Origin of the sequence: Vibrio marinisediminis, assembly GCF_014050145.1 — a bacterium.
In the GTDB taxonomy this organism is placed as follows: domain Bacteria; phylum Pseudomonadota; class Gammaproteobacteria; order Enterobacterales; family Vibrionaceae; genus Vibrio; species Vibrio marinisediminis.
In genome coordinates this window covers 42,560-57,786 of record NZ_JACFYF010000001.1, presented here as the reverse complement: position 1 = coordinate 57,786, position 15,227 = coordinate 42,560, and the positions used below count along the sequence as shown (strand labels likewise).

At 43.8% G+C, this 15,227-nt stretch carries 12 protein-coding genes and 7 tRNA genes; 15 read left to right on the top strand and 4 right to left on the bottom strand.

Annotated features, from left to right (window positions below; genetic code table 11):
* The first annotated feature begins 181 nt into the window (after nt 1-181).
* The 7 genes from H2O73_RS00270 to H2O73_RS00240 all read left to right on the top strand — a co-directional run bounded on the left by H2O73_RS00270 (nt 182) and on the right by H2O73_RS00240 (nt 4,448).
* On the top strand, nt 182-1,843 hold the full coding sequence (locus tag H2O73_RS00270) for an ATPase RavA domain-containing protein (protein WP_246335832.1): 1,662 nt from the start codon (nt 182-184) through the stop codon (nt 1,841-1,843).
* Nucleotides 1,844-1,852: 9 nt separating this feature from the next.
* On the top strand, nt 1,853-3,298 hold the full coding sequence (gene viaA / locus H2O73_RS00265; RefSeq protein WP_182105380.1) for an ATPase RavA stimulator ViaA: 1,446 nt from the start codon (nt 1,853-1,855) through the stop codon (nt 3,296-3,298).
* A gap of 100 nt (nt 3,299-3,398) precedes the next feature.
* On the top strand, nt 3,399-3,755 hold the full coding sequence (locus tag H2O73_RS00260) for an MmcQ/YjbR family DNA-binding protein (protein ID WP_182105378.1): 357 nt from the start codon (nt 3,399-3,401) through the stop codon (nt 3,753-3,755).
* A gap of 177 nt (nt 3,756-3,932) precedes the next feature.
* Nucleotides 3,933-4,006 (top strand) — tRNA-Cys (locus H2O73_RS00255).
* 123 nt (nt 4,007-4,129) lie between these two features.
* Nucleotides 4,130-4,216, top strand: a tRNA-Leu gene (locus H2O73_RS00250).
* 44 nt (nt 4,217-4,260) lie between these two features.
* Nucleotides 4,261-4,336: transfer RNA gene (locus H2O73_RS00245), tRNA-Gly, on the top strand.
* Nucleotides 4,337-4,374: 38 nt separating this feature from the next.
* A tRNA-Cys gene (locus H2O73_RS00240) sits at nt 4,375-4,448 on the top strand.
* Between the two features lie 118 nt (nt 4,449-4,566).
* Here H2O73_RS00240 and H2O73_RS00235 read toward each other — a convergent pair.
* Nucleotides 4,567-6,150 (bottom strand): methyl-accepting chemotaxis protein, encoded by a 1,584-nt coding sequence (locus tag H2O73_RS00235; RefSeq protein ID WP_182105376.1) that lies wholly within the window; start codon nt 6,148-6,150, stop codon nt 4,567-4,569.
* A 780-nt stretch (nt 6,151-6,930) separates the two neighbouring features.
* Here H2O73_RS00235 and H2O73_RS00230 point away from each other — a divergent pair.
* The 6 genes from H2O73_RS00230 (at nt 6,931) to H2O73_RS00205 (ending at nt 10,973) form a co-directional block, all read left to right on the top strand.
* Nucleotides 6,931-7,017, top strand: a tRNA-Leu gene (locus H2O73_RS00230).
* A gap of 31 nt (nt 7,018-7,048) precedes the next feature.
* Nucleotides 7,049-7,124, top strand: a tRNA-Gly gene (locus H2O73_RS00225).
* A 38-nt stretch (nt 7,125-7,162) separates the two neighbouring features.
* Nucleotides 7,163-7,236: transfer RNA gene (locus H2O73_RS00220), tRNA-Cys, on the top strand.
* A gap of 239 nt (nt 7,237-7,475) precedes the next feature.
* Nucleotides 7,476-8,777: a PqiA/YebS family transporter subunit gene (locus H2O73_RS00215; RefSeq protein WP_182106868.1), complete on the top strand. Its 1,302-nt coding sequence runs from the start codon at nt 7,476-7,478 to the stop codon at nt 8,775-8,777.
* Nucleotides 8,770-10,419, top strand: coding sequence for an intermembrane transport protein PqiB (gene pqiB, locus H2O73_RS00210; RefSeq protein WP_182105374.1), 1,650 nt, complete (start codon nt 8,770-8,772; stop codon nt 10,417-10,419). The genes H2O73_RS00215 and pqiB overlap by 8 nt, the downstream gene beginning before the upstream one ends.
* Nucleotides 10,416-10,973, top strand: coding sequence for a PqiC family protein (locus H2O73_RS00205; protein WP_182105372.1), 558 nt, complete (start codon nt 10,416-10,418; stop codon nt 10,971-10,973). Before pqiB ends, H2O73_RS00205 begins: the two co-directional genes overlap by 4 nt.
* Before the next feature lie 101 nt (nt 10,974-11,074).
* On the opposite strand, the gene H2O73_RS00200 is transcribed toward H2O73_RS00205, so the two are convergent.
* Nucleotides 11,075-11,461 (bottom strand): DUF4174 domain-containing protein, encoded by a 387-nt coding sequence (locus tag H2O73_RS00200; protein ID WP_246335794.1) that lies wholly within the window; start codon nt 11,459-11,461, stop codon nt 11,075-11,077.
* A 224-nt stretch (nt 11,462-11,685) separates the two neighbouring features.
* Between H2O73_RS00200 and H2O73_RS00195 the strand changes: the two genes are divergently transcribed.
* Nucleotides 11,686-12,096, top strand: a complete 411-nt coding sequence (locus H2O73_RS00195; protein ID WP_182105368.1) for a nitrous oxide-stimulated promoter family protein — start codon at nt 11,686-11,688, stop codon at nt 12,094-12,096.
* A 66-nt stretch (nt 12,097-12,162) separates the two neighbouring features.
* Here H2O73_RS00195 and H2O73_RS00190 read toward each other — a convergent pair whose 3' ends face one another.
* Together H2O73_RS00190 and trxC are read right to left on the bottom strand one after the other, a co-directional pair.
* On the bottom strand, nt 12,163-13,323 hold the full coding sequence (locus H2O73_RS00190; RefSeq protein ID WP_182105366.1) for an MFS transporter: 1,161 nt from the start codon (nt 13,321-13,323) through the stop codon (nt 12,163-12,165).
* A gap of 188 nt (nt 13,324-13,511) precedes the next feature.
* Entirely contained in the window at nt 13,512-13,946 is a 435-nt protein-coding gene (gene trxC / locus H2O73_RS00185; RefSeq protein WP_182105364.1) for a thioredoxin TrxC, read from the bottom strand.
* 134 nt (nt 13,947-14,080) lie between these two features.
* On the opposite strand from trxC, the gene H2O73_RS00180 reads away from it, so the two are divergent.
* Nucleotides 14,081-15,166: a ketoacyl-ACP synthase III gene (locus H2O73_RS00180; RefSeq protein WP_182105362.1), complete on the top strand. Its 1,086-nt coding sequence runs from the start codon at nt 14,081-14,083 to the stop codon at nt 15,164-15,166.
* Nucleotides 15,167-15,227: the final 61 nt, after the last annotated feature.

Sequence of the window (15,227 nt, the reverse complement as noted above, 5' to 3'; positions counted from 1 at the left end):
AGGCAAGCATAAATGAATTGCGATGCATATCGCAAAATTGTAAACAAAGATTTCAAATGATTACGATAAAAATTGATCTGCTATAAAGGGTTGCTCAATAAACCATTTCCATATATAACAAAATAGTAACAATTGATTAACCTTATATTGAAACTTTATGTTTTCCCCAAGGAGCAATGTGTTGACGATACTTTCTCAAGCGAGCCATTCCAATAAAGCGCTGCTGTCTGAGCGTATAAATAAACTGGCGAAAGCGTTGTCAGACGGGGTGTATGAAAGAGAGGGCACCATAAAAATGTGCCTCTTAGCAGCCCTTGCTGGCGAAAGTGTATTTTTATTAGGTCCGCCCGGTATTGCTAAAAGCCTAATCGCCAAACGTCTCATCCAAGCCTTTGATAACTCCTCCTATTTCGAATATTTAATGACACGATTTTCCACTCCAGAAGAAGTGTTCGGTCCCCTAAGTATCCAAGAACTCAAAGATAATGGTCGTTATGTCAGACTGACTGAAGGGTACTTACCCACAGCACAAGTTGTCTTTTTAGATGAAATATGGAAAGCCGGTCCTGCAATTCTGAATACGCTACTGACCGTTGTTAATGAAAAAACCTTTAAAAATGGTAGCGAAATTGAACCAGTTCCAATGCGGTTGTTAGTGTCGGCCTCCAATGAATTACCTGATGAAGACAGCGGATTAGAAGCCTTATACGACCGAATGTTAGTGCGAATTTTTGTCAATCGCATCCAAGATAAGCAAAACTTCAAATCCATGCTCACCGTTGGTACCCCGCAAGAAGCTCAAATTCCCGAAGGTTTAGCGATAACAGATCAAGAATATCACCTCTGGCAACAAGAACTCGACAAACTAACCCTCACCGATGACGTGTTTGAAAAGCTCTACCAGCTTAAAGCGTTACTTGAGCAAAAAGCAGAACAAGCCGGAATTGAGTTTGCGCAATCAGACATGTATGTTTCCGACCGTCGCTGGAAGAAGGCGGTAAAACTGCTCAAAGCCAGTGCCTATTTTAATGGTCGAGACAGCATCAACCCGCTCGACTTGCTGCTACTGCAAGATTGCTTATGGAATAGTGCCGAGTCTCGAGAGATTGTATGGAGCGTTATTAAAGAGTTTTCGCTTAACTTGGCTTTCGATCAGCAAGAGGTAGAACAACAGATAACGTTTTGCCGTGAAGAGTTGCTGGACGTACAAGAAGAGCTTGAATCGAAATTCTCGATGCCACTTTCTATGGAATCGACCACAGGTCTGATCAAGAAGAGTGTCCATCACTACGATTTATCCAATGTGAAATCTTACCGCGTCGGCAATGCGAGTGACTTAGTCAAGCTGGTACTGTTGCAAAGCAACATGTCGGTTTCAGAGTCAGAGAAAGGCGACAGTCGCTGGATCTATACACCTAAAAATGAGTTAGAGCGAGTCATCAAAGAAGGGAGTGGTGATGTGTATGGTTATGTTAATCAAAACACCAATCTCTGCCGTCTGCGTTTTGAAATGGATGGGGCAAATAACCTTGTTATTAAAGATATTGCCAATCGCGCCGTTTTAGTCGCGGTGGTTACCAAACAAGGGCTTGATGCCGAGCTCTACCAAAACTGGCTTGCTAAAGCGGAACAAGCATTAACACAGCTAGAGCACGCTGAGTTTCATCTACGCAAAGTCAAATCAAACTTCCATGGTGCATTGCCGCATGGTTTTGTTGACCCAGAACTTCCGAGAGTGATGGAGTCGGGACTGCAAACACTTCAACAACAGCTTGAGACAACCAAAGTTGAATGTGAGCGCGCGGTGTTCCGTTTTAAAAACCTCGATCAATTCTTCTCCTAGGAGGTTGCAATGTTAGGAGCTGATGGACTTAACCTCGCGTTAATGATTGCCGACTCAGGTATTATCGATAGTGCGGTAAATGATTTGATGGCGCGCACGCAAGTGATGGCGATGGCTGAAAATCGCGGCATCAAGTCGTCGGTGAAAAACCATCTAGTGAAATGGCGTGGTAGCGTAAAAAAGCGCATTACTAAAGTGTGTGAAACAGAGCGCTTTCAACAAGAGTTAGCGCTTTACCAAGAAGTCATCCATTGGAATGAAGATGAGTTTTTTCAAAAAGCCCCTGAAGTGGTGAAAAAACTGGAATGGCACAGTGCCTTCTACATGGAAGCGCGGCGTTTGCTGGAAAAGAACAAAGGCTTAACCAACCCCATGTTTCCCCATTACTTTTGTGATCAATGGTACAACAGCCTTTCAGACGCGATACGCCAAGCTCAATTAACAGAGCTCAAAGCCAACAAAGAGAAAGTTCTTAAAGATCTCTATCAGCGCATGGAAACCATGAAAAACATGGAGAAAGTGACGCAAGAAGGGGATGAAAATAGTGTTGGTCGGCTCTGGGATATGGCCTCAGCCAAACTCACCAAAACTGATCTAACGGTAATGAAGCGCCACGCAGAGTTTTTGAAAAAAAATAAAACCTTACAAGAAATCGCGGAACAATTAGGGAGAATGGCGAGTGAAGTGGATGACCCGTCGCTAGATCGCTCTCCCACGGAAGAGCTTCAAGTCGTTGAAGAGACGTCTGATGAAGCGACGGATGACATTGTTGGCGTACACGAAGGCGATGATCTCAATAAACTGCTGCCCAATGAAACCATGTTTCTTGCTTACCCGGAACTGGAGGTGGTTTTTTACAAGCACTTAATTGATAAACGTTTGATGAACTATAAGACGCAGGGTAAATCGCGTACCGTTCGAAAAGTGCGTGCGCATAAGAGTGATCACAGCAAAGCGGAGATCGAAAAGGGACCGTTTGTTGTTTGTATCGACGCATCAGGGTCGATGAGTGGTTTTCCTGAACAGTGCGCTAAAGCAATGGCGTACGCTTTGATGCAAATGGCGTTGGCTGAAGATCGTGACTGTTATGTGATGTTGTTTTCAACTCAAGTGATCACCTATCAGTTGACCAAGCAAGATGGACTCAGAGAGGCTAGCGACTTTTTAAGCTATAGCTTTCATGGTGGCACCGATTTAGAACCTGTCTTGGCTCAAACGGTTGAGTTGATGCGAGGAGATCGATACAAAAACGCTGATATGGTCGTTATCTCTGATTTTATTGCCCCAGCTCCGGTAGGTGAGATCCAACAACAAGTGCTGGATTTGAAGAAATGCTCAAACCGTTTTCATGCGATTTCATTATCTAAATATGGTAATCCTGATTTACTTGGCATGTTTGATCATAGCTGGGCATATCATCCTAATCTTGTTGGGCGTTTGATGCGTAAGTGGTAACTCTCAAATCTAATCAGTGAGCGCTATATCGCCTTGTCAGTTTGGGTCAGAGTAAATAAGCTGTTGAGTAACATAGTGTGCTCTACTTAAGGACTCGATGATGACAAATAAACAACTGGCTAAATATTTGGATGAGTTTGTTGGTGCTGAAGCCGATTACCCTTTTGGTCCCGATGCGTTGGTTTACAAGGTCAAAGGAAAGATGTTTGCTATTTTGGCGCATCGTGAGGGGAGGGAGTACGTGACGCTTAAAGCCAAACCGGAAGATGGTGAGGTTCTTTGTGCCCAATTTGATGATATTACCCCAGGCTATCATACTAACAAGCGTCATTGGGTTACGGTTTACTACCCTGGTGATGTGGAAGATGGTTTTGTCGAAGATTTATGTGTTCGCTCTTATGAGTTAGTGATCAAAGGGCTGAAAAAGCTTGAGCGTGTGTCATTGGGCTACGATTAAGCGCAAAGTAGTGAATGCTACGGGTAGAGAAAAAATAACCACATGGATCAAATACCCATCTATTTGCTTTAATAATCAGCAAACAAACTGAGATTAAAGAATTTTATTTGACTCCCGTTGGAGAATCCGTAAAGTGTGCTTCGAACGCAGCGGTGGGTAACTCAAGCGTTTCATTAAGGCGCCTTGGCAGAGTGGCTATGCAGCGGATTGCAAATCCGTGGACCTCGGTTCGACTCCGGGAGGCGCCTCCATCTCTCTTTGAGAGATAATGCGACTTAGTCGCTATAAATTATAATCAGAGTTGATTGGCTAAATTGATTCTGAAGATGGTGTTTTACTTTTCAGTAAAAGGCATCGCAAATTTAGATTTGTGTGCCCTGGTGGTGGAATTGGTAGACACAAGGGATTTAAAATCCCTCGGCGTTCGCGCTGTGCCGGTTCAAGTCCGGCCCGGGGCACCATCTAACCTGCTTTATGTTACAAATCAATGATGTAACAAATAAATGCGACACTAGCTCAGTTGGTAGAGCGCAACCTTGCCAAGGTTGAGGTCATCGGTTCGAACCCGATGTGTCGCTCCAGTTTCACTTCTATCGCAAGTGTTAATTGGTGTATTAAAGGCGCCTTGGCAGAGTGGCTATGCAGCGGATTGCAAATCCGTGGACCTCGGTTCGACTCCGGGAGGCGCCTCCATTCATTTCTCTATTCTTTTCCGTTAAACCTCATATAAAACACAAATAACAAATACCAGAGCTATTCTACGATCGATGCTATGCAAAGAATGACTAGGGCATTACCCTAGCCAAACCGTTTATGCTTTTTCTTTGTTTTGGAATTGAGCCATCAAACGCTGCAGTGCTTCAATGCTCTCAACCAGTTGTCGAGTGCGGTCAATTGAGCTATTCGATGTCATTGAGGTTTCATCCGCAAGCTGTTTAATATTAACAATATTACGGTTTATTTCTTGCGTGACAGATGCCTGCTCTTCAACGGCGGCTGCAATTTGGTGGCTGCTGTCGTTTACATTGTCCAGTTGACTCGAAATATTACGCAGCATGCCGCCGGTTTCGTCTGCGCGTACTTTACATCTTTCAGAAAGATCGAGTCCTTTGTCCATTGCGGTAACGGCATTTTCCGCCGTTTCTTGTAGCTGGCGGATCATTGAGTGGATTTCGCTAGCCGATGAGCCCGTTTTAGAAGCAAGGTTACGAACTTCATCAGCAACAACCGCAAAGCCTCGTCCCGCTTCACCTGCGCGCGCAGCTTCAATTGCAGCATTGAGTGCCAGTAGGTTAGTTTGCTCTGAAATAGCCGTGATCACCTCTAAAATACCGTCAATTTTCTGCGTATCTTGCGCCAAACGGTTAATGATACTTTGAGAGTGACTTAACTCTTGAACCAACATATCAACCTCGTTGATTGTGGCTTCAATGGAGGCCAATCCATTGCTTGAGTGTTGGTTTGCTTCTTCTGCCATTGTAGAGGCTGCAGAGGCTGCGTTAGAGACTTCTGCGATAGATTGTGTCAGCTCTTCAACAGCAGTAGCCACTTGCTCGGTTTCTGCACATTGTTGAGTCAAGCTCTGACCCATGGTTTGAATGGTTCCAAACTCATCTTCTGCTGAAATTAAAATTCGACCCGACGTTTCAGTCGCTCTACCTGTGATTGCGCGCAATTCTGCCTTACGCATTATGAGTGCCAGCTCAACTTGAGAATAGCTATCAAACTTATTGGTATAGGGCTTTTCCATTAACGGGTTATCGTAAGCGTCTTTCGCAATGGTTTGCAATTTGGCAAAACGCTTATGCTGGTAAGTCGCGCTGGCAAGAGTAACACTTGATAATCCAAGCAAAGAGAAAGCCAACCAGTGAGGTTGTAGTACTGACAGTGCGATTGAGCTAAGTAGCATCAACGCACTTAATCCGACAGAGAAAGTGTGAAAATTGAAACGTATAGCGTTGGATTTTTTCCCTTCGCGTAGACTTTTATACAGCTTAGCTGCACGACTGACTTGTTCTGGTTCAGGTTTAGAGCGTACCGATTGGTACTCAATAATGTTACCTTCGCTGTCTGTTATAGGGGTTACAAAAGCTGAAACCCAGTAGTGTTGCTCGTCAGTACATTGGTTCTTTACCAAGCCCATCCAGCTTTTACCCGATTTTAAGTAACTCCACATCTGTTCAAATGCAGCTTTTGGCATGTCTTTATGGCGAACGACGTTATGCGGCTTACCTATGAGTTCATCTTCTCGATAACCAGCTATGTCACAAAAATCGTGATTGGCATAGGTTACGTAACTTGATGGATCGGTTGTAGAAATGAGGTTGAGCGAATGGCTGTATCCCTTATTCAAGTGCGCATCGGATTGCCCACCAGTAGTATGATTGTTGTCCATATACATTCCAAATTTGCATTAATCACGTTGATGATTTTTTTAGTTATTCAATGACTATACCCAAGTGACATCAATATGCAGGATTCAGAGCTTTGTCACTGGTTCCAGTTCAAGGAAAACAATGACGTGGAATAGCCATCTATTTCCAAGTTGTTTGACGAACAAATGGTTCCAGTGACAGGCTCCCGAAGGGCGAGTTTGTTAGGCTCGCAGACTACGTTATCGATTCTTAATTTAGAGCGACTAGATTTGCAAATCAACGCCTTGCCTGCAAACCTAACAACTCTCGCTGAACTGAGCATCTTGAGGTTACTTGGGTATATATTAAAAAAGGTGAAGTTCTGACCGATATGATGTAAATCAAAAGGTTAATTAAATTATAATTGAATAGTTAATTATAACGATGTTTCATGTCTATTTGTGATGTAAAGGGGAAATAAATACAACTTAATGGTCTGTTTTTAAATACATTAATGCATTAAGTGGCATACTTTATTTTTAGAAAATATCTAAATAACAATACATTAATTATGCAAGTTGTTTTATAAATTGGTTTGAAGTTTATATTAATTCCTATTGGGTGAAACCCATAGACGGGAGGTCGGAAGCGGTGAATAAATCTACGTTGGTGTATAAATCACGATCGCTATGAGCGGAAAATAATCATACAGTTGAAATTTAAGAAAATAATGTTGACGCCTATGATTATTCGGGTAAAGTACGCCTCGTTCTCACGACAAAGGTCGTTAGGACGGTGGTGCTACCACGCTTAATTGCGTTGCCCTGGTGGTGGAATTGGTAGACACAAGGGATTTAAAATCCCTCGGCGTTCGCGCTGTGCCGGTTCAAGTCCGGCCCGGGGCACCATCTAGCATCCGCTACGATTGTAGCAACAAATGCGACACTAGCTCAGTTGGTAGAGCGCAACCTTGCCAAGGTTGAGGTCATCGGTTCGAACCCGATGTGTCGCTCCAATTTCACTTCTCTCGTAAGTGCTGATTGGTGTACCAAAGGCGCCTTGGCAGAGTGGCTATGCAGCGGATTGCAAATCCGTGGACCTCGGTTCGACTCCGGGAGGCGCCTCCATTCTATTTCTTTCTTAGCTTTATCCATCTATTGAAATATAAACGAAATTAAACTTTCGTTAGCATTCACCGTTTTCGAACCTTACCTAAAAATAATCCTGAACCTACGAAGCAAATTTGCTGAGCTATTTTATTGTTGTCCAATATAATAAACACAGCGCTGAACTTGACGGTAAAATATCAACCAGCGAACTAAAATTACTAATGGTAGATAGTTAAACAGTGAGTGTTTAAGTGCAGATTAACAATAAGCAGCAAAGCCAACTTATTGCGTGTGAAGAGTGCGGTTTGGTCAGTGATCTCCCGATGATCGAAGAAGGGCAAGTAGCAAAATGCCCAAGATGTGCACATACGCTTTCAAGTCTTAGCCTTCAGCCGTGTCAAAAGCTGATTGCTTACTCAATCGCTTGTTTAGTGATGTTAGTCATTAGCCTCTCTTTTCCGTTTATGTCTTTTAGTGTGAAAGGCATTACACAAGAAATTTATCTTTTTAACACTGTAGCAATGCTAGATGCGTTTGAGCAAAGTGCCTTGGCGTTGTTGCTTTTGCTGACAGTTTTAGCGTTACCTGCTGCTTATCTAGTGGCGGTCAGTTGCCTCTACTTTAGAATTTGGCAAAAAAGGAAAAAGCCAAATGCTATTCGTGTCTCCTCTAAGCTGTTGCGCCTCTGTAAGTGGTTGTTTAAAGTTGAGCCTTGGTTGATGACCGATGTGTTCTTAATTGGTGTATTGGTCAGTTTAATCAAAATTTCATCCATGGCTGAGATTGGTCTAGGCAGTTCATTTTGGGCTTTTTGTGTCTATACGGTGCTAGTGGTGAAATCCCTATCCTTGGTTGATCGTTTTTGGATTTGGAATCAGCTTACGCCAGTCGTCCCAATTGAAGGTGTCGTAGCAGGACAAGATCATCTCTCTGGTAGTCATGTTGATTGCCATCAATGCCATCAAATCAATACTGTTAGTGATACCCCTTCTGGTCACTGTTTACGTTGTGGTGGTGCATTACACCCGTTCGATCTTCAGCAGAGTTTACAAAAGTCATGGGCTTATCTTCTGGCGGCGATCGTCTTTTATATCCCAGCAAATTTATACCCCATTATGTATACCGTGAGTTTGGGTAATGAATTGCCCTCTACCATCATGGGCGGTGTTATTTTGCTTTGGCAGTTGGGCTCATACCCGATTGCAATGGTGATCTTTATTGCCAGTGTATTTATCCCTATGGCTAAAATGTTGGCGCTAGCTTGGATATATTGGCATGCAAGGCGAGGTAAATCTTTACCTTATGCTCAAGCAATCAAACGTCAAAAACTATATCGTCTTACTGAGTTTATTGGTCGTTGGTCAATGATAGATATTTTTGTTGTAGCAATCTTAGTTGCGCTGGTTCAATTACATAATTTGATGGCAATTACACCAGGTCCTGCTTCTTTGTCATTTGCGGCTGTGGTTATCTTCACCATGCTTTCCGCTATTTCATTCGACTCTAGGAGTATCTGGAGCAATGGTAGCGCTGTTAAGGAGTTGGAATTAAATGAGTGAGCAAAGTGATGTTCGAGCGAACGTCAGTTCTCGATCGAATCTATCCGCTGTATGGTTAGTGCCTTTAGTTGCGCTTGCTATCGGCATCTGGATGTTGTTTGAGTATGTCAACAGCACGGGGCCTGAAATTACCCTGGTTATGTCTGATGCATCAGGTATTGAGGTTGGTAAAACACAGATCAAAGCGCTCAATGTAAAAGTGGGTGTGGTGACCGACGTGAAATTGGGTAAAGACTACGAGCATATTATTGTTAAAGCGCAAATGGATAAAGACGCGGAGCGTATGCTGCGCGAGGATACCCAATTTTGGATAGTCGAACCACGAGTTGGTAAAGAAGGAATTTCAGGCTTAGAGACTCTGCTTTCTGGCGCCTATTTGCAATTACAACCAGGAAAATCAGAGCACCGTAAAACGCACTTTGACGTGTTAGATATTCCGCCCGTTGCACCACCAAACACGGAAGGGCTGCGCATTACCCTAAACCATGAGTTAGCCGGTAAGCTTGATATTGGTGACCCAGTAATTTACCAAGGTTTTACAGCGGGTCGTGTAGAAAAAGTGACCATTGATGCGAATAAACGAATCGCGCAATACCAATTGTTTATTTTTAAACCATTTGATGAATTGGTTCGCACCGGTAGCCAGTTCTGGCTCAATTCAGGCGTTGATCTGCAATTGAACGCCGAAGGCTTTAAAGTTCGTATTGACTCGATCGAATCATTACTTGGAGGAGGGGTGAGTTTTGGTACCTTGGAAAAAGACAACCCAGGTTCTTTGGTCTCACAAAACTTCTATGAGTTTCCCTTATATGATGATTACGGTGATGCGGAAGAAGGTATTTATCGACAATCACTGAAGTTCGTCGTTATGTTTTCAGATTCATTACGTGGTCTAAAAGTAGGAGCGCCAGTTGAGTTTCGTGGCTTAAAAATTGGTTCAGTGACCAAAGTGCCATGGAAAAGAGCGGATCTTGATGATGGCTTTGAAGTGTCTCAACTAGCCGTGCAAATAAAACTAGAGCCTCGAAGGATTTTTGAGCATGGCAAGTCGGTGAGTAATGAAGAGTTGGAGCAACTTATTTCTAGCGAGTTTAAAAATGGACTTCGTGCTAAGTTGAACACGGGTAGCTTGTTAACAGGTGCACTGTATGTGGATTTGGACTACGTAGAACCTGATAACCAATTTGTCATCGAAAAAGTGGATGGGTATACCATCTTCCCATCAATGCAGAGTGAGCTAGCTGAGGTTCAAACTAAGATGATGGAAATCCTCAATAATCTAAGCGAATTGCCGCTAGGGGAGAGTGTAAGCTCACTGAATCGTTCGCTTTCTGAATTAGAGAAAACTCTGGTTGCAGCAGAGAAAACGATGAACAGTATTCGTAGTGTCGTTGAGCATGATGATACTCAAACACTACCGACTGAAATAAAACAAAGTTTACAAGAGTTGCAACGCACACTTGATAGCTTTAATTCGACATCAAGTGTTTATCAAAATTTGGATGGTTCACTAGCTGAATTAGAAAAAACCATGAAGGCGCTGCAACCCGTTTTGAAGAAAATTGACCAAAAGCCGGATGTATTGATCTTTGGCGAAGATGAAACTTCAGACCCCATTCCAGTTAAAGGAACAGCACAATGAGAAAAATGTTAATGCTTGGTTTGCTGACCTTAGCGGGATGCGCGGCTCAAACGCCTAATGGTGTTCAACAGTATTTATTGCCAGATTCGGGGCAACACCCGATGGCAAACCAGAGTGACCCGCTATTGTTGGTGGAGGTCAATCTAGCTTCGTACTTAGACGTCAATGGCATTGTCTACCAAACATCCGCTACAGAAATTGTACAGGCGAAGCAGCACTTGTGGGCGTCTGATGTTCAGTTGCAGTTACAAGATCAGGTCATCGAGCGACTACGATCAAGCCAAGATGGCTACTGGGCGGTAGGGCTGAGCTCTGCACTTAATGTGTCCGATAGTTCTAAGCTGATCATGCAAATTGATAAGTTTAACGGCAGTTATTCTGGCAGCGCTCAAGTTGGAGGCGAATGGATGTTAGTCGATTCTGATGGAAACATCACCAAGGGTGGCATGTTCAAGCAGCAAGTCGCACTGGAAAGTGAAGGTTATCATGCGCTGGTTATGTCATTGAGCGAGGGGCTAGATGATGTAATAGAGCAGATAAGCCAAGAGTTATAGATTATCTACTTTGAGCGCGAAGTAAGGAGTGTGTCACCGGTGTTTAACGGTGCTCACTCTAGCTGCGCGGTGCTCTATGTACATTAATCCGTAACGCTTAGTTAAATCGAGCATGGATCCGCTTTGTTTTTCATTTCTTGCTGTCGTAACGGCATGTTGTCGATGGTTTGCTTGACCTTGTGCCAGTCAGTTGTTTTCCCCCAGCGCATTTTCTCTGCGCCGTCCTTACCAATCAATATCGCGGTATGCTCCTTTGGGTTGACTTGAAAAAGACTAAATAGAGTCGTGATATCGAATTGTTTTTCGATCCAACTCGGTTTGCTATAGCCATCTTGCGTAACAATGATGGTGACCACATCTCGCTCTGATAGTGCGCAATCATTGAGTAATGTATCGAGTATAAATTGCTCGACGTGTTTATCTTGAGTTGGGGCAAAATAGAAAACACTACGGTGAGGCCAACGCTGCCCGTAGCTTGGGTAAGCCATTGCCCATACCGAAGTGAGTATAGCGAGTATAAAAGCAGAGAGGCGAAGCATCATATCGACCTATACACTATTCCATCATTGGTTTTGTACCTATATACGAAAAGTATAGTGTCAAAGCTCAGTAGTGAGTGGTAATGGCAAAAGGTGGGATGAAAGAAATAATCCCAGCAAGTTAGTTAGCGATGCTATGATGGTTTCGTTATTGATATAAAACACGCTCTAGTATGCCAAAATCAAAGTCGCTCAAGCCAAACTCAGATATCTTGTCGGGTGAATTATTTAAAGAATATAAAACCGTTGCTTACATGATGGAGATTTATTGTAAAAATCATCATGTAAGGGAAGGGACAGAAGCCTTGTGCCTGCAGTGCCAAGAGCTTTTAACGTATGCAGAAGTACGTTTGGATAGATGCCCATACGGACAAAAGAAACCGACCTGCAACCGTTGCCCCATTCACTGTTACAAACCCCAGCCCAAAGCTGATATGAAACTGGTGATGCGTTATGCCGGGCCAAGAATGCTTGTACCGCATCCAATACTCGCGATTCGCCACTTGATTCATGAAAGGCGACCAGTACCCGATGCCAAACCTGCCGCGAACCAGTCTAACCGCCATCTACGGACAAAAAAATAAGGAAGCATAATGCTTCCTTATTCAATGTGTTCAATTTTTGAATAACTGTCTGATGTAACCTATTGGTTACTCACCGGCCATCGCTTGTCGCTTAGTTTTGATACTCGCCAATAGCATGTAGATGCATGTAGCAAGTAGCGCTGCGAATAAGTAGCCTAACAAGCCTTGCTCACCCAACATAAAACTGTCAGCCAGAAGCGGACCAACTACAGAGCCAATGCTGTAGCTAAATAGCATCACTTGCGTTACCGATACAATGTAAGCAGGGTCTAACTTGTCACAGCCTAGGTTGATTGCAACTGGGTAAAGCGCGAAGGTGGCCATGCCAAGAACAAATAGGCTTACACCTAGCGCATGGATGCCTTCGTTCGTTGCTGCAAGGCTAATTGCGGCGACACCGAGTAAGCAAAACAATGCCATCAACAAAGTACGACCTAGGAACTTAGATAGCCAAGGAACGATAGGTTGTACCGCCATACCGCCAAGAATAACCAGTGCCATTAGACTGCCTAAGTTGTCATTCGCAATGCCACGGTTGTGCAGTTCCACTGGCATCAAACCGTAGATAGCGCCCAATGTTAAACCAGAAACGATACAGCCGATGATTGCGGCATGGTTTAATTTGCTGATTTGCTTTAGTGACAATGCGCTGCTTTGACCCTCTTCAGGTTGATCGGTACGACCAAACATTAGAACCAAAATAGCGAGTGCCAATAGTGCGAAAATAGCCATAAAGGGGATGATACCGGTAATACCAAGAAAACCGATACCTAATTGACCCAACGAGCTACCACCGTAAAGCGAACCCATGTACAAACCTAGACGCTTAGCGCGAGCGCTTTCATCACCGTGAAGTAACCAAGACTCAACGATAACAAACACCCCAGCAACCGCAATACCTGCAATAAAGCGTGAAACTAGCCAAGCTGCTGAATACACGACTGATGGTAGAACGACAATCGTGGCAATAAAGGCAATCAAACACCAAATAAATGCTTTGCGATGACCAACTTTGTTTACGATAGGCTCAAATACCATCGCACCGGTCAACAACCCGGCATAAAACACACTGGCAAGCCAACTCGCCAGCGAACTATCCAAACCGTAGTGTGGAAGCATTAGCGGGATCAAGCTCATTAAATAGCCAGAAGCAACCGCATACAGAGCAAGCGCAATCACAGGGACTGAAATGCGAGCTTTTTGAGCAGTAGCGAGAGTGTTTTCCAATGTCGTAGCCTCGAAAAATAAATAAACAAATAGGTGATTTATGGGCGGGACTATGGGGATTTTTTGAACAGCGGTAAAATGAATTTTTTTACTCTTAACGATAATTGTTTTTTGTTGTCGTCAAGTGCATATATTTATATAAAAAAAGCCGGAATTTGATGCAAATTTCCGGCTTTAACTGCATAAAACTATTTGTTAATGGCTTCGCTTAACCATTGTGAAAACTGACTTTTCGGTAGTGCACCGTTGATAACGTCGACTCTTTTCCCGTTTTTGAAGGCCATGATGGTTGGAATGCTTCTAATCTGGTGTTGAGAGGCAAGGTTTTGCTGTGCTTCTGTGTCAATTTTCACAAAACGAATCTGTCCCGAATGCTCTTGAGCGACTTGTTCAAAAACTGGGGCGAAGCCGACACAAGGGTTGCACCATGGTGCCCAGAAATCGACCACAACAGGTTGCTCACTTTTTAGCAAAGCGGCGAAGTTTAATTCTGTGCCTTCAATAGGCTTTCCATCGAATAGGGAGTGTTGGCATTTCCCACAGACAGGGCTTTCGGAAACACGTTCGTTTGGGACACGGTTGAGACCTTGGCAAGATGGGCAACGAGTGTTAAATGTTGACATGGCTTTCTCTCTTTAATTCATTTTGTTTTTTTCACCGAGTCACAGTAATCGAAAACATAGATTTATAGTGACTTGAGGCGCATTCGCTATAGTTATACTATCGAAGGTAAAATAAGAAAACATAAAGGCTATGAATGACCCACTCTTACGCAGAAATTACAGGCTGGGGTAAGTGTCTACCACCAGCGACACTCTCGAACGATGACCTAAGTACTTTTATCGAAACGTCAGATGAGTGGATTCGCACCCGTACAGGTATCGAAAACCGTAGAATCAGTCATGTTGATACCTCCGACATGGCAACGGTTGCAGCACAACATGCGATTGCTTGTGCAGGTATCACGGCGCAAGATATTGACGTGATTATTGTGGCAACCTGCTCACCAGATTCGCTGATCCCTAACATTGCGTCGAAAGTGTCGAAAAACTTGGCTATTAAAGGTGCTGCTGCGTTCGATCTAAATGCGGCTTGTACCGGTTTTGTTTATGGGCTTGAAACGGCAACACGCCTTATCCAAGCCGGCAATTATAAACATGCCTTAGTGATTGGTGCCGAACGTCTCTCTTTCTACATTGATTGGACACAGCGCGATACCGCCGTGTTGTTTGGTGATGGTGCTGGTGCTGTCATTCTAAGTAAAACCGAGCAACAGGTTGGCTTGCAGCATGCTCAGCTTGGTTGTGATTCGCAAGGGCGTGATATTTTGGCGGTGCCAAAATTTGGTACTTCTATGGATCGTTTTGCGGCAGACAATGGTTACTGGGACTTCAACTTTGTTGGCAAAGAGATCTTCAAACGAGCGGTGAAAGGCATGGGAGCGGCAGCGCACAATGTGCTTGCGCGTAGTCAGCTTTCAACAGATCAAGTGGATGTCGTTATCCCTCACCAAGCTAATATCCGTATTATCCAAACACTGTGTGACTTATCGGGTATCAGCCAAGACAAAGCGTTTGTTAATATTCAAAATTATGGCAATACGTCGGCGGCGACTGTACCTATCGCACTGTGTGAAGCACTAGAGCAAGGTCGAGTAAAACCGGGCGACAACTTGTTGTTAGCTGCCTTTGGTGCGGGCTTAACATGGGGCGCAGGGCTAATAAAATGGGGTGATCGCGTCACACCGCTAACAGAATGTGATGCACAATTGACCGAGTGCGACAGCAGTGCATTGGAACTGTTGGAAAACGCGATTAATCATTGCAAAAACAAGCCAGTCTAGATAGTTACTCTTTAGTTAGAGTGTTAATATTGCGCCTTAGAAGACAATAAATCAGTCAGCA

Bases quoted from the DNA above. Each gene is read 5' to 3' on its own strand.
- H2O73_RS00200 (WP_246335794.1), bottom strand. From the start codon at position 11,461: ATGGCTTACCCAAGCTACGGGCAGCGTTGGCCTCACCGTAGTGTTTTC.
- trxC (WP_182105364.1), bottom strand. From the start codon at position 13,946: ATGTCAACATTTAACACTCGTTGCCCATCTTGCCAAGGTCTCAACCGT.
- H2O73_RS00260 (WP_182105378.1), top strand. From the start codon at position 3,399: ATGACAAATAAACAACTGGCTAAATATTTGGATGAGTTTGTTGGTGCT.
- H2O73_RS00205 (WP_182105372.1), top strand. From the start codon at position 10,416: ATGAGAAAAATGTTAATGCTTGGTTTGCTGACCTTAGCGGGATGCGCG.
- H2O73_RS00180 (WP_182105362.1), top strand. From the start codon at position 14,081: ATGACCCACTCTTACGCAGAAATTACAGGCTGGGGTAAGTGTCTACCA.
- pqiB (WP_182105374.1), top strand. From the start codon at position 8,770: ATGAGTGAGCAAAGTGATGTTCGAGCGAACGTCAGTTCTCGATCGAAT.
- H2O73_RS00195 (WP_182105368.1), top strand. From the start codon at position 11,686: ATGCCAAAATCAAAGTCGCTCAAGCCAAACTCAGATATCTTGTCGGGT.
- viaA (WP_182105380.1), top strand. From the start codon at position 1,853: ATGTTAGGAGCTGATGGACTTAACCTCGCGTTAATGATTGCCGACTCA.
- H2O73_RS00235 (WP_182105376.1), bottom strand. From the start codon at position 6,150: ATGGACAACAATCATACTACTGGTGGGCAATCCGATGCGCACTTGAAT.